Source organism: Nostoc piscinale CENA21 (assembly GCF_001298445.1).
Lineage (GTDB): Bacteria > Cyanobacteriota > Cyanobacteriia > Cyanobacteriales > Nostocaceae > Nostoc_B > Nostoc_B piscinale_A.
On record NZ_CP012036.1, the window covers coordinates 4,515,888 to 4,530,595 of the forward strand.

Annotated in this window: 12 protein-coding genes and 1 pseudogene; 8 read left to right on the top strand and 5 right to left on the bottom strand. The window is 40.3% G+C overall.

What is annotated here, in order from left to right; all coding sequences use genetic code 11:
* Window positions 1-54: 54 nt before the first annotated feature.
* Entirely contained in the window at window positions 55-1,965 is a 1,911-nt protein-coding gene (locus ACX27_RS19490) for a GTPase family protein (RefSeq protein ID WP_062295051.1), read from the bottom strand.
* A 287-nt stretch (window positions 1,966-2,252) separates the two neighbouring features.
* Between ACX27_RS19490 and ACX27_RS19495 the strand changes: the two genes are divergently transcribed.
* The 5 genes from ACX27_RS19495 to ACX27_RS19515 all read left to right on the top strand — a co-directional run bounded on the left by ACX27_RS19495 (window position 2,253) and on the right by ACX27_RS19515 (window position 6,919).
* Window positions 2,253-2,627 (top strand): hypothetical protein, encoded by a 375-nt coding sequence (locus ACX27_RS19495; protein ID WP_235526272.1) that lies wholly within the window; start codon window positions 2,253-2,255, stop codon window positions 2,625-2,627.
* 105 nt (window positions 2,628-2,732) lie between these two features.
* Entirely contained in the window at window positions 2,733-2,948 is a 216-nt protein-coding gene (locus ACX27_RS19500) for a hypothetical protein (protein ID WP_062295052.1), read from the top strand.
* Window positions 2,949-3,058: 110 nt separating this feature from the next.
* Window positions 3,059-3,913: a class D beta-lactamase gene (gene blaOXA, locus ACX27_RS19505; protein WP_062295053.1), complete on the top strand. Its 855-nt coding sequence runs from the start codon at window positions 3,059-3,061 to the stop codon at window positions 3,911-3,913.
* 397 nt (window positions 3,914-4,310) lie between these two features.
* On the top strand, window positions 4,311-5,795 hold the full coding sequence (locus ACX27_RS19510; protein WP_062295054.1) for a S8 family peptidase: 1,485 nt from the start codon (window positions 4,311-4,313) through the stop codon (window positions 5,793-5,795).
* A 584-nt stretch (window positions 5,796-6,379) separates the two neighbouring features.
* Window positions 6,380-6,919 (top strand): L,D-transpeptidase, encoded by a 540-nt coding sequence (locus tag ACX27_RS19515; protein ID WP_062295055.1) that lies wholly within the window; start codon window positions 6,380-6,382, stop codon window positions 6,917-6,919.
* Between the two features lie 97 nt (window positions 6,920-7,016).
* On the opposite strand, the gene ACX27_RS19520 is transcribed toward ACX27_RS19515, so the two are convergent.
* From ACX27_RS19520 to ACX27_RS19530, 3 genes are all read right to left on the bottom strand, one after another.
* Window positions 7,017-7,481, bottom strand: a complete 465-nt coding sequence (locus ACX27_RS19520; RefSeq protein ID WP_062295056.1) for an ABA4-like family protein — start codon at window positions 7,479-7,481, stop codon at window positions 7,017-7,019.
* Window positions 7,482-7,597: 116 nt separating this feature from the next.
* Complete coding sequence (cobW, locus tag ACX27_RS19525; protein ID WP_062295057.1) at window positions 7,598-8,638, bottom strand: cobalamin biosynthesis protein CobW; 1,041 nt, start codon at window positions 8,636-8,638, stop codon at window positions 7,598-7,600.
* Window positions 8,639-9,149: 511 nt separating this feature from the next.
* A complete protein-coding gene (locus tag ACX27_RS19530; protein WP_062295058.1) occupies window positions 9,150-10,190 on the bottom strand; it encodes a DUF2157 domain-containing protein in 1,041 nt (346 codons plus the stop codon).
* Window positions 10,191-10,398: 208 nt separating this feature from the next.
* Here ACX27_RS19530 and ACX27_RS19535 point away from each other — a divergent pair, with 208 nt between their 5' ends.
* Window positions 10,399-10,947: a GNAT family N-acetyltransferase gene (locus ACX27_RS19535; RefSeq protein WP_062295059.1), complete on the top strand. Its 549-nt coding sequence runs from the start codon at window positions 10,399-10,401 to the stop codon at window positions 10,945-10,947.
* Window positions 10,948-11,160: 213 nt separating this feature from the next.
* On the opposite strand, the gene ACX27_RS19540 is transcribed toward ACX27_RS19535, so the two are convergent.
* The gene (locus ACX27_RS19540; protein WP_062295060.1) at window positions 11,161-11,877 is read right to left on the bottom strand and encodes a biliverdin-producing heme oxygenase; all 717 of its coding nucleotides are present in this window, start codon (window positions 11,875-11,877) and stop codon (window positions 11,161-11,163) included.
* A gap of 472 nt (window positions 11,878-12,349) precedes the next feature.
* On the opposite strand from ACX27_RS19540, the gene glmM reads away from it, so the two are divergent.
* Together glmM and ACX27_RS34040 are read left to right on the top strand one after the other, a co-directional pair.
* Window positions 12,350-13,819 (top strand): phosphoglucosamine mutase, encoded by a 1,470-nt coding sequence (gene glmM / locus ACX27_RS19545; RefSeq protein ID WP_062295061.1) that lies wholly within the window; start codon window positions 12,350-12,352, stop codon window positions 13,817-13,819.
* Between the two features lie 185 nt (window positions 13,820-14,004).
* Window positions 14,005-14,691, top strand: a pseudogene (locus ACX27_RS34040) (caspase family protein); the annotation flags it as partial.
* Window positions 14,692-14,708: the final 17 nt, after the last annotated feature.

A 14,708-nucleotide genomic window follows, 5' to 3' on the forward strand; every position in this document is an offset into this window, starting at 1 on the left:
TATTAATCGCTCAAATTTAAATACCAAGGCGCGATCGCCTCAACATAACACATTTCAAACCTGTTGCAAATAATACTCAAATCGCTCTCGTAGTTGTTCCACGGCTAAATTCTGAGTCCAGTATTCGACAAGGGCGTGACCAAATGCCCAAGCATTCCGATCAGGTGTAGCTGAATTTTCTAACAATAATGGCCACAGTGACATTAAATCAAAGTTAATTTTGGGGGAATTGTCTGTTTTTAATAGTGAAAATAACTCATAAGCAATTTGAAGTTTACCAATAACAATCGGTAACTGTTCTACAGGGATTTGTTCTGCTAATAAATAGGCCAAGGTAGGAGAACCTGTAGACATCGTGGCAATAAATTGCAGTACAGGACTTTTTAAAAGAGCAGTGAGTCCTTGGGTAGTCGCCATCTGGAAGGTATAGTGATCAATAATTTTGGCGGCGGCGACGGTGCGCGAGTCTAAGTCACGTAAAAACCGGGCGAGTCGTAGTTGTTTGGCGGGTGCGATCGCTTCAATCAATCCCAAAGATAAAATATCTATATTCCAAGCTGTACGGTTGGTTTTGCTGTCACTTGTAACTACCGGGACAATTAAGTTAGAAAATTCCTCCAGCTTTTCGGCGCGGTATTTGGTAGCTTCACGGATAGAAACTTCCTTTGGCCTGTCTCCCCATTCCCAATTGTATGGCGGTTGCCACTCGCGCAGAGGACGCAATTTATCTACTTGGGTGACAACTGCGATCGCAGGTAAATCATCAACTGCGGCTTTTATATCTGCTAAAAAATCTACATCCATTTGCAAAGCCGGATCAAGGGCGGGTGTCACCAACAGTAACAAATCTGCGTTAGTTGCATAGTCTAATACTAATTGGCGGAGTTCCCCGCGCTTCACTTGTTCGTAACCAGGGGTATCCCAAAGAGTGAGAGTTTCGCCACCGGGAGTTTCCCAATGATAATTTTGAATTTCGTCAGTACTGGGTAACACATCCACCGCCGCCAAGTCAGCTTGAAATAAAGTGTTAATTAAACTGCTTTTACCTGCACCTGTCCGCCCGACTAGTAAAATATTGATTGGTTTTTGCTCAACTTCCGCGACTGGTTCAGCTTGGGTGAGAATTTCGCGTAGAGTTTGGGTTTTAGTTTGGGGGATAGTTGGGGAAGAAATCACGGCTGTTGTTGGTAGTGTCATACCTCCGTAAAGTGCGATCGCTTGTCTGCATAAATTTCTCAAAGCTGCTTCGCGCAACAGTTGACCTAAATTCACCAACAATTGCTGATTAGCGCGGTTCGTATAACCCTTCGTCGCCCGGTTCGCCACCGCCGCCACCGGATTTAACAACCATTGCGCCCAACCCCAAGCTCGCAAAAGTTTACGGGCTGATGGTTCTAGCTTGCGATATACTTCATAAGCTTGATAAGCTTGCCCAACAGTAGCTTGATTTAAAGCAGGTGATAATCTCTGCATCCACTGGTCTAAATCATCCACTGTGCCGCGAATCAGTCCGTAAGCTTGGGGGACATATATATTCAGTAAGGGATACTGCACTTGGGGATGGTAGATATTCGCCACAGCCACTACTACATCTTGACAGCGTTGCCAAAAAGTTTGCCAATCTTCCCAAATTGGGCGATCGTTAATTGATGCTTCCAGAATTTTTTGTAATGCTGCTTCCGCTTGCTGTGTCGCCTCACTTCCCGCAGTTGTGGTGGTAGTATCGACAGCCGTTTCTAGTTCTTCTTGAAATCCCGCCAAAGCCGCCTCAACTTGGGCAATTTGCGGTTGCGTCCACCTCACCAACAACCACCGCCAACCAACAAATACAACGGTAAACACCGCCCAAATCCAGTTAATTCCCCAGGCATTGATTTTTAAACCTGCGGCAACCAGTAAGAAAATTATAATAGCTGCGATCGGTGTTGCTAAGATGACCCACTGCCACGGTTTTAAGCGCACCATTTCCCCTGTACCTGACTGAATATAACTGCTGATAATGCTATTGTGAATCTAATATTTCTGTTATGGATACTAACTGTTGGTGTAATATCCATGCTCTGGTGGAAAGAAATTTTAACCAAGATTTGAACAATATCTATATGACTTAAGCAAGAACTCTCCTAAACTCTTTTAACTTTGTGTCCTTTGCGCCCTTTGCGGTTCGTTCTATCATACTTTTAGTAAGTAATGATATATATATAAAGTACTGTATTCACACAGAAAATAACATAAATTTTATGAGATTTATATTGAAAAAATCTAAACAATTAAGTGATATTTTCCAGCGTTCTGATATGAGCGATGAAGAGTTTATTCAAAATCTGAAATTATCACATGAATTAGCAAAAAAGACAGTTAATTGTGTCCGTATACAGTTAAGTAAAGCTTTTGGTGTTCCGTCTGAGAAGTTATATCCAGATGATAAATTTATAGATATCATATCTTTTCCTTGCTGGGATTGGGACATGATAGAGCTTTTATTCGCTCTTGAAGAAACACTCAAAATAGATATTGATGAAGAGCAAGTACCTGACTGGACTGCTAAAAATATAACTCTAGGTCAATGGATTGTAGAGTTTTTATGCTGCAACTTTCCAGAATCTAATACAATACGGTTCATTTAGGGTGAGAATCTTTTTTTATTAACGAACCACAGAGACACAGAGAGCGCAGAGAGAGGAGAGAAATACTTCACTGAAGTGTATTAGAAAATAATCAACTGACAACACATGAATCCACCGATTAGACCTCAAAAGTTGCCTTTTTTAGAGTCCATTTGTTGGCAAACAACAGATGTTTATCAGTTTACGCCTGAGCAAATGCTAAGTCGCTATGAAAGGGGTTGGCACTATCGTCAACTGTTTAATAATTTGGCTGGCGAAGAACTCAACTTTATCAAAGAACTTGCAAAATATTACGATTCTTGGTTACACGCTGATTTGTGAGCTTGAGATTGAATCAGCATAATTAAGTTTAGTAAACAGATTTTAGGAATTGCCTACTTTGTTGCTGTATTATTTCTGGTTTGTCAGCTAGTTGGGTGAGGATAAAAGTTATGGCACGAAGTGGGCGATCGCTATTCATCATCTCGATTACAATTATCAGTATCATCACACTGCTAACCTTTACAAGCCTTCCTGGTATCTCTGCACAAATAAAACCAAATCAACCCCCTTCAGTGATTGCTCAAAATGTTAATCTTGGCAGTTATTTCAACGAATTAGGGATTGAAGGGTCAATCTTAATTTACGACCAAAATACCAAGAAATTTTACCAACATAATGCTTCTCGTAATTCTACAGCCTTTCTTCCTGCTTCGACTTTCAAAATTGTAAATTCTCTGATTTCATTAGAAACAGGAGTTATTAAAGATGAAGTTGCTGTTTTGACTTGGGATGGAATTGTGCGAGAATTTCCGGCTTGGAACCGTGATACCAATATGCGCCAAGCCTATAAAGATTCCACCGTTTGGTTTTATCAAGTCTTGGCGCGGCGAATTGGACATGAAAGAATGCAGCAATTTATCAATCAAGTTGGTTACGGAAACCGTCAAATTGGTACACCAGAACAAATAGATAAATTTTGGCTATCTGGCCCTTTACAAATTTCACCCAAACAACAAATTGAATTTCTCCAAAGACTTTATCGGAGAGAATTACCTTTTTCTCAACGCACATTCGATTTAGTGCAAGACATCATGATATTTGAAAAAACACCTAATTATACCCTGCGAGCTAAGACAGGTTGGGCAACTAGTGTAAAACCTAACATTGGCTGGTTTGTCGGATATTTAGAACAAAATAATAACGTTTATTTCTTCGCCACTAATATCGATATGAAAGATGCTACTGATGCACCTAAACGAATTGAAGTAACTCGGCGTAGTTTCAAAGCTTTAGGATTACTCTAAAATTTTTCTGTCTCTAGGACTTACACTAGAAACTTCTCAAATCTTTATAACTTTGTATCTTTAGCTTACTTTGTGGTTAGTTGCTTCATACTTTTGCGTAATTCATAATATTGATAAATATCAACAAACTATCATTTTTTATCGGCGCTTATCTGTAGATTTTCACAAATATAATTTTGGCGAATCCTTATTCAATCTAGTTTTCGCTAAAAATGCGCTTAAATAATTAAATTATGATGAATATTTTTTTGTAAGAAAAGTAGCATTTTGCCATTTAATTCCATAGTAATTATTGGGAAGGATAGTCAATTTATTGCTTAAAACCTGTGAGTTAAGGTTTTAACAGTTGATGCTGCCAAAAATATGGAACTTAACTTTATTTGAGGAGAAAATACTTATGCCCATTAATGATACTAGTAAAGCATTACTTTCTCATAACGGGCTAAACTCTCAACTGCTCTCCTCAGCAGATAGTTTCGACAATAAAAATCAATATAATTCTTACCTTAGTAGCAGTAGTTATTACCAACCGAGCAATGCAAAAATAACTACAGCAACTACTAAAAACTATAGTTCCACTACAGGATATGGGTTAGTAAATGCGGCGGCGGCTGTGGCTAAAGCTGCGGGTAAAAATACCTTTGCAGATGTTCCAAATTCGGGGGGAAATAATTGGGGCGCTGACCTTGTAAATGCTCCAGAAGCTTGGAATAATGGGTATACAGGTAAGGGTGTTGTTGTCGCCGTGATAGATACTGGGGTTGATTACAACCATGAGGATCTAAAAAATAATATTTGGACTAATACGAAAGAAATTGCTGGTAATGGCATAGATGATGATGGCAATGGTTATGTTGATGATGTCCGGGGTTGGAATTTTGTCAATAACAACAACAACACCCTAGACCAAAACGGCCACGGTACTCATGTTTCTGGAACTATTGCAGGCGAGAAAAATAACTATGGTGTAACTGGCATTGCTTATAATGCCAAAATTATGCCAGTGAAAGTGTTAAATGAATCTGGTTCTGGTTCGTATAATGCTATAGCCAACGGCATTTACTATGCAGTGAATAATGGCGCTAATGTTATTAACCTGAGTTTGGGGGGCAATTTTTCTAACCGCACACTACAAAATGCGGTTGAGTATGCCAATAGTAAAGGCGTAGTTGTGGTGATGGCGGCTGGTAATGATGGTGGTTCTCAACCAAACTACCCAGCCCGTTATGCTAAAAATACAGGAATTGCTGTTGGGGCGGTAGATAGAAATAATAACTTGGCTAATTTTTCTAATCGTTCTGGGACAAATGAATTGGCTTATGTGACAGCCCCAGGAGTTGATGTTTATTCAACAGTGCCGAATAATCAGTATGCTTCTTACAGTGGCACATCTATGGCGACTCCTCATGTAGCTGGGGTAGTTGCATTGATGTTGAGTGCTAACCGTAGTTTAACTCCTACACAAGTGCGGCAAATTATTACAGACACAGCCGGAAATAATACCCAGGCGGCCACTGCTAGTTTTCAGATTGATTCAATTAGTACTAGCTCAATAGTAAAATCTGCACTAGCATCATCTAATTATCAAATCTCTGCTACTAATTTCAGCGTTGATCATCACTCTGTTTCAGAAATCACCTCTCCCGCTAAAATCACCCATCAAAACAACGCAATTAATTCAGCAACTAGCTTACAATTGCACTATTACAATGACAATATCGGTATTAAGAGTTACAACAGTACCGATGAAGAGACTCCCAATAATAGCCCAACCAATGGTAATAATGGTCAGCTAGGCAAATTTTTAGAACAGCTAGATCAAATTCAAAAGCAACTAGAAGAGTATCGTAGATTTTTAGGCTTCTCTAATGGTAAAAATTAGAAATTAGAGATGATTGATTCAGTACACCTGAGAGTTAATTCGTAAACTAAATTAAAATATTTACACTGCAAGCTCCTCTGCACGTTGTAATGACAGCAAATCAAGACATTACGATAGTCATGCTCCGGAATTGCTATCACTTAACATGAAGTTAAAAATAGAAACTAGATTACTCTAGTCAGCTTATCTCTGTTTGCGTAAGTCCTGGGAAAAATTACAAGTGCAAATATCGCAATTTAGTAGTTTGCACGTTTTCAACTCACAAAGTGAAATAAATCACTGTCAATACTCCAACTCAGTTGAGAGAACTCAGCAGCGAGAGGTTTAATCTCTTTTAGGCACGAAGGTATAGAAATGTATGGATAGAAGTAATAAAAACACTCACATTCCTACTCCTTCAGACCTAGCAGCAAGATCCAACCTTGGTACGTAGCCGCTTTATTAGTCTCACATGATACTAGTATTGATGTATTGGCAGATCATCCTTGTAGATATTGCATAAACAACTCGGAATTGTTTTGGCAATTTGTAGTGTTTATCAAAACTACAACAATATTTTTTGCGTTGTTAGAAGGTGATGCAGAATGCGAACCCGAACTACTAATGTTGGAATTCGTCGCTCAGGAAATTTTTGTACAGGTGTGGCGCTGCTGTTAGCAACTTTTTTGTCCTCGGCGCTACCAACAACGGCTGACCCCAATTCTGTGATAGCAACAGCCGCTTCACTCAATAACAACAACATCCAAATATCTGACAGTCGCCAACTGTCTCAACCTCGTCGCATTGAAATTGATTTATCTCAGCAGCGTTTACGTGCCTGGGATGGTCAAAAGTTAGTTTATTCCTTTCCTGTATCTACTGGCAAACGAGCCACCCCTACACCTATCGGTAGATTTCATATTCAGTCGAAGTATCGCACTAACCGAATGCGGGGTAGAGGCTACGACATCCCTGATGTTCCTTATGCAATGTATTTTTATGAAGGCTATGCAATTCATGGTGCTTATTGGCATAATCGTTTCGGTACTCCCGTCAGCCACGGTTGCGTGAATTTGCCAGTCAAGCAAGCGCGGAAATTGTACAGCTGGACAAAGCCAGGAACTTTAGTAATTGTAAAACGCTAAATATGTAGAATTACGCACAAAGATTGTTTATAGATACAGGGTGTAGGGGTGTATGTATCAACAACCCTTACACCCTGTGTTTTTTAGGAGTTCTATTCTAATTACCAGAAGATGATATCGTTGCTTGATTTTCTGGTAATTTGGGAGAAATTGCTTTGGTAATCCAAGTTGTGATGATATGAGATAACACTCCCATCGGCCCAGCAAATAAACAAAGTATCAGGGAATGAATTGTCCAAACTCCAGTTTTTTGACCTTCCCAATAAATAAATCTGCCAACAAACAAATCCATGACTAAAAAATGAATCCAACCTGTGGCAGCAGCTTTTTCATCAGCAAAAAATCGAGCTATATCCGCTAGTTGGGGATTAGATAAAGCTTGGGCATTTTCTGGGGTAATGCTGGTAATAAATAAGTACAAATATGCTCCAGCTAAAGGCACAAATGGAATATATGATTCCATAATTCGCTTTGTAACTTTCCAGTTGGGTAGGAGAATTATCAATGCCCAAAAGGGTAAAACGAATAAATTGGCAATGTCAAATAATTGGGAGATGGTCATACAAGAAGGTTAAAGATTTGGAATTAGGAGGGTATTACGTTATTTGGGGATAAGGGGAACAAGGGAGATAAGGTTTGATTGTCTACTGATACCTTAAATAGCAAACGTAGAATAACTTACAAAGCTACGAGTTGCGATTCTATTTCTGTGGAGTTCAAATCACGACCGATAAAGACTAAGCGAGTTTGTCTTGTTTCTTTTGCTTGCCAAGGACGGTCGTAAAATTTTTCAAAGCGGTTTCCTACGCCTTGCATAACTAGGCGCATGGGTTTATTGGGAACTGCGACAAAGCCTTTGATGCGGTAGATTTCTTGTTTATCTACCAGATTTTGTAACTTTTGTTGGAGTTTTTCTGGGTCGAAGGCGCGGTCTAAAATGACGTGTGTGGAGGTGATTTCGTCGTCGTGGTCGTGGTCTTCTTCGCTGTCGTGATGGCTGGGACGGCTATCTAAGTTATCTTCGACGGCGGCTTGTAATCCTAATAATACGGCTGGATCGATTTGACCGCGATCGCTCTCGACCATTTTCACTACTCTGGGCAATTCTTGTTTGACTAATTGTTCGACTTGTGCTTTAGTTTCGTTATCTACTAAGTCAGTTTTACTCAACACTACTAAGTCTGCACAGGCGAGTTGGTCTTCAAATAACTCTTGCAAAGGTGTTTCATGTTCTAGGCTATCATCTGCTTGGCGTTGGGCAGCGATCGCTTCTAAATCACTAGCAAATGTCCCAGCCGCTACAGCTGCACAGTCTACTACCGTAATTACTGCATCTACGGTTGCAGCATTGCGAATTTCTTGCCAACGAAAGGCTTTAACTAGTGGTTTGGGTAAAGCTAACCCAGATGTTTCAATCACAATGCAGTCAATGTTGTCTCGCCGTTTGATTAACTCTTGCATTGTGGGATAAAACTCTTCCTGCACAGTGCAGCACAGACAGCCATTGGTTAACTCAAAAATATTACTTTCGCCAGCTTCATCTTCGGGGCAGATTAGACAAGATTTCAACAACTCGCCATCAATACCCAGTTCGCCAAATTCATTGACTAAGACGGCGATGCGACGACCTTGGTTATTTTGTAAGAGGTGGCGAATTAGGCTGGTTTTACCACTACCTAAGAAGCCTGTAATGACTGTGACGGGGATTTTTGTTGCCATGTTTTTACTTCAAGGGAAATGGGGAAGAGGGAATAGGGAATGGCTAGTACAACAAGGCAAAAGTAAAAAATGAGCCACTGCGTTGGGCGGGTTTCCCGACTTGAAGCAAGTGGCGAACTCACAAGAGGCAAAAGGAAAAAGAAAGAACAGTGATACCACAAGCCTTTTAGCTCCTTATGGTCTGTTTATTTACGCCGACCTGTACTAGTTAATGTTCATCTCTCCATTCGCTGTTCTCACTGCTTCGGCTTGGTAATTTTATCTAATTACAACTCTGAATAAAAGACAATCTTTGTGCTGAAGTCCTGAACAAAAATCCCTATGTTCCATATCACTCAATTCTGAGAACTTACGTAGGGCTTACTAAGTAAGTCGGTGGGAAAAAACCAAACTATGTTAAGAAAGGTCAATTAAGCTAAAATCCTCTTTACTCCTGCCTTCTGCCTCCTGCCTCCTGCCTTTTTCTAACTACAATTATTTACACTATTCTACTTATCTTGCCAAAAAATTATTACTCTCTGGGTAAATAGCGTCTCACATTATCTGGTAATAAACTTTCTAGAAAGACTTCAATCTTCCTACTATTGCGTTGATATACAGTTCCTAAATAGATGATAAATATTCCTACAATTGTGAGCGCAAAGGGAAATAATATAGCATTTTTAAAGATGCTGTAAGCCAGGTGTCCTAAATAACCAAAAACACCCATCCCCCCAAACACAATAAATACTTTTCGTTTTAACAATACCGACAACAATATTAAACCTAAATTAATCAAACAATAGATGAATTTTTGCAATTCATTACTGTCGCCCATTAAAGTTAAACCCCACCAAAAGGCAAGTAACCCAAACAAATATAGCCAAAAAGCATAATCTCCATCGCGTCTACGAGTGCGGATATCTACTAGATAAGCAATCACAATACAAGCAATACCAAACCATACAGAAACAGATAGCCTTAGCTGCCAATTGTAGTTTTTTTCCCCAAATAATAATGGTGTGATATCCATAGACATAAAATACAGAGAAAAGGCTATGGGAGCGATTAAAAAAGGAAAACGCACAAACTTGATGGCAATTAAACCTGCGATGATAGTTCCTAACTCCATCAAAAACCAACTGCCTTTAATCCAAGTATAAAAATCTTGATATGTACCGGGGTTGTCTTGAAGCCAAAATCCTGTTGCACGTTGCAGTCCATAAATTGCCAAAGGAGTCAAGGAAACTGCAATGGTAAATAGCAAACCTCCAGGAATTTTCATCTGTTGTCGCCACCAAAGATTGCTTCCTGCAAGTACAAAGCATAAGGCATAAATGCTGGCTAACAAAAAAATCCCACCGCCACCAAATGATTCCCATGCTAATGTCATGAACCATGTCATAGCTGAGATAACAATTAATGCCCCAAAGTAATAACTAACATTGACAAAATTAAATTGTGGGCGCTCACTATTACGCATAGAAAGTGCATTCCACAACGCATCAGCTTGTTCTGCCGTAATTAAGCCTTGGGAAACCGCCCAATCTAAATCTTCCCGATAAATTTTCATGGTTTTGAGCCAGATTTAACAGCTTGTTGATTGAAGACTATTTTCAGCAGATTCAGATTTTAATTGCAAAAATAATAGTATGAGGCAATAGCGACGGTGGGAGAAATGATTGCCACACATGGTTAATGCTTTTAAGGTACAGGCTATCATATCAAGTTATAGTATTTTTTTAGTAATCGCAGCATTCTACCATCAGCAAATTTAGAATATGGATGATTCGATTCGTCTCCTCACACCCGAAGATGAACCTTTTTTATGGCAAATGCTGTGCGAAGCGGCGCACATACAACAAGAAGGTAAAACTATTCAGGATGCAATGAATAATCCTGATTTGGCTAGATATGTTCAAGGTTGGGGACGCAAAGATGATTTGGGCTTTGTTGCTATCAATACCACCATTCATCAACCTGTGGGAGCAGCGTGGATTAGGTTATTAACAGGTGAAAATCGAGGATATGGCTATATTGATGATTTTACACCGGAACTGGCGATCGCAACTCTCCCTGAATATCGCAATCAAGGTATAGGTACAAAATTACTCACTCATTTACTCACAGCCGCCAGAACATCTTACCCAGCCATATCACTCAGTATTAGAAGCACAAATCCGGCTTTGCAGCTATATCAAAGATTCGGTTGGCAAGTTCTCCCTCATAGTGAAACTGTGAACCGCGTTGGAGGTATTTCTTTCAAGATGAAACTAGATTTTCATCCCAAGTTGCAGTCACAAATAGTAACCAGGGGTATAGGGGTGTAAGGCTTTTAAACACCTACACCTTTCTTGAGAACCTTAATTGTCTGTTTGGATCAAATAAACAAATTAGGGAGACAATCTTCCTGTGGTTACTTTCATCAAGAAAGCAATCATAGGAACATTGTCCCTATTTTTTCAAGTCGGTGAAAAGCTTTTGATATGAGCTTTTTGACTTTTGACTTTTGACTTCCGCGTAGCGGTACTAGCCTCTCTAATTTACTCAGCCGTAGCTAGTTCAGTGCTGCCGCGTGTCTTGCGACGGGTGAGGCTGTTGTACAACATCATGCCGATCGCTTTGATTAAGTTGCCTTCTAATTCTTGGAACATCTTCATGTTCATTCCGAAGGCTGCATTGGCTTCATCCACGATGCGATCGCCTGTGGCATCATCAATGGGTAGTTCGTCTAATGTTTGACGATACTTTGCTTTAAATCCCTTCTCATCAGGAATTTCCGCAAACTCATAAAAGGCGGTTCCTTGTCCATCATTCAAGTTCATTGCGGTCACGGCAATGTTCTTGAGAATTTGTCCCCCAGATAAATCACCCAAGTAACGGGTGTAAGAATGAGCAATTAATAATTCTGGTTCTGTCGCAGAAATTTCGCGGATGCGTTGCACATAAGCTTCACCGGCTGGCGATAGTTTGATTTGTTCACGCCAGTTAGCACCGTAATAAAAGCTTAAGTCTTGCTCTAAAGTCCGCTTGCGGTGTAGTTGGGCAAAATTAATTTTAGAAACGATGGGGTGTTGGCGATGCTTTTCCATCTCCTCTTCCATTGCCGAGTAGACGAAGTAAAAGTTAGCCACTAATTTCCGGTAGGAACTTTTTTCTACCACTCCTTTTAAAAAGCACTTGACAAAACCCACATTTTCTGCCATCGTATGGGCTTTTTTGGTGCCGACACGTAACTTGCTGGCTAAATTGCTGCTCATATTAAAATTTCTCACCTTGAAAAAGGATGTACCGAGGTTCCGATTTACGAACGGCTAAGAAAGGTCATTAAAAAGTTACATTAAAACTATTTGATGAGAATTTATATTAAAAATTTTTAAGCAAGCAGATTGTATACTTTTGTGAAGCTGCATCGGACTGCAAAAGAGTAACTACTCTATTCATTATCAAGGTTAAAATCTATGATCAGGAATGGCGATCGCTAGAGTTTCTGTATAAAAACTTTACAAACCTCAGAAAAATTTTAGAGACTTTCACTTAAATAAGTCTAGTGGTAATAGATTTCTCAAAAGAAAAATGAGTATATATTTAAAGTGCTGAGTAATAAGTGCTGAGTGCTGAGTTTAGAGTAAAAATACTAACCTCTAGCCTCTAGCAAAGCCTACTTGAACTTGTTCAATTAAAAAGTAAAGTAAAATTTTCCAGTGTTATGGTGTGGGGTGTTTAAATATTATGGTGTCATCAATAACTCGAACTCAAGGCAACATCCGAGGTCTTGCTGTCGCAGAATCTAATCATGGAGAAACAGCACTGAACGAGAACTTGGCGTTTAGTTTGATATCATTACCCGCGACTCCTCTGTTTGGGACAGATGGGATTCGGGGCAAGGTAGGAGAATTACTGAATGCACCTTTGGCTTTACAAATAGGTTTTTGGACGGGTGTAGTTTTACGGAATCATGCAGGTGAAACAAGACCAGTAATTCTGGGACAAGATTCGCGTAACTCTAGCGATATGTTGGCAATGGCTTTGAGTGCGGGGTTAACAGCTGCTGGTATCGAAGTTTGGTATTTGGGCTTATGTCCTACTCCTTGCGTCTCCTATCTTACCAGCATGAGTGAAGCGATCGGCGGCGTGATGATTTCTGCCAGTCACAATCCACCGGAAGACAATGGAATTAAAGTTTTTGGTGCCGATGGTGGCAAGTTACCCCAAGCATTACAAGCCGAAATTGAAGCCGGATTGCGTGGTAAGTTACCAGTTACAGGTGGGATGAATTGCGGCAGACATTATTCTCGGCAGCAGTTAGTGAGTGATTACAGCCAAGCTTTAAAACAACCATTACAGCGTGATGGAAGTCTGCAAGGAATGAAGATTGTTTTAGATTTGGCTTGGGGTGCAGCCGTTGGGTTAGCACCACAAGTATTTATGGAAATGGGTGCAGAAGTTATCTGCTTACATAATGCCGCAGATGGCGATCGCATCAACGTTGATTGTGGTTCTACTCACCTGGATATTTTGCAAGCCGCCGTTCAAGAACATCATGCTGATATCGGCTTTGCCTTTGATGGTGATGCCGATCGCGTGTTAGCTGTAGATAATACAGGCAGACAAGTTAATGGCGACTATATCCTTTATTTGTGGGGTCGTCACTTGCAACAACAGCAACAACTCCCCGATAACCTGATAGTTTCTACCGTTATGGCGAACTTAGGGTTTGAACGTGCTTGGCAACAACAAGGTGGTAAATTGATTCGTACCGCCGTTGGTGATCAATATGTGCAAGCCGAAATGTTGCGGACTGGGGGAATGCTAGGCGGCGAACAATCTGGTCATATTTTGTGTAGACATTATGGCTTGACTGGCGATGGTTTATTAACCGCCTTGCATATAGCCAACTTAGTCAAACAAACTGGTGTTTCCTTGGGTGAATTAGTAGACCAAAGCTTTCAGACTTATCCCCAATTATTAAAGAATGTCAGAGTTGTAGATCGCGATCGCCGTTTGAGTTGGCAAGAATGTCAAGCTGTTCAAGATGCGATCGCACTAGCCGAAGCTGCAATGGGTGATAGTGGTAGAATCTTAGTCCGCGCCTCTGGTACAGAACCAGTCATCAGAGTCATGGTGGAAGCTGCTGATGCTGAACTTGCCCAACATTGGACAAATGAATTAGTCGCCAAAGTTCAACAGCACTTGGCGTAAGCAATTCTGAGTTATATGAAATTGGAAAATCAGGTGAGCAATGCTTACCTGATTTTTTATGTAGCTAGACCAAAATATCGGGAGTAAACGGTAAGAAAATCCAGGTAAAAACTAGTAATATGTCAGAATTGGAAGCAGCAGTTAAAGCAGTAGAAAACTTTGTAAGTCAAAAGTAAACAATTACAATGGCGAAATTTGCATTGCTGATTGGGGTTAGTGAGTACCAACCAGGGTTAAATGCTTTACCTGGGGCTGTGCAAGATATCAAAGCAATGCAGCGAGTCTTACAGCACTCAGAAATGGGTGATTTTGCCGATGCTGATATGACAGTGCTGGAAAATCCGCCACGCCACGTAATGGAAAGAGCAATTGAAAACCTGTTTTCTAATCGTCAAAAAGATGATTTAGTGCTGTTTTATTTCTCTGGACACGGAATTAAAGATGACAGTGGCAAATTATATTTATCAACTAGCGAAACCAGTAAGTATCAATCGGGTGAACTTATTCAAACTACCGCCACTGCTGCCAGCCTGATACATGGAATGATGGAAAGAAGCCGTTCTCGGCGACAGGTAATAATTCTAGACTGTTGCTTTAGCGGTGCTTTTGCCGAAGGGATGAAGGCGAAAGATGATAACACTGTAGATATCAAGAATCAACTAGGAGGAGAAGGAAGGGCGGTACTAACTTCTTCTACGGCTACTCAGTATTCTTTTGAACAAGAAGGCGAAGACTTATCAGTTTACACTCGCTACATTGTCGAAGGGATTGAGAAAGGTGCAGCTGACACTGATAACGATGGCATGATTTCTGTAGATGAACTGCATGAATATGCTCGTAAAAAGGTGCAGGAAGCAGCCCCAGCAATGAAACCAGAAATTTATGCTGT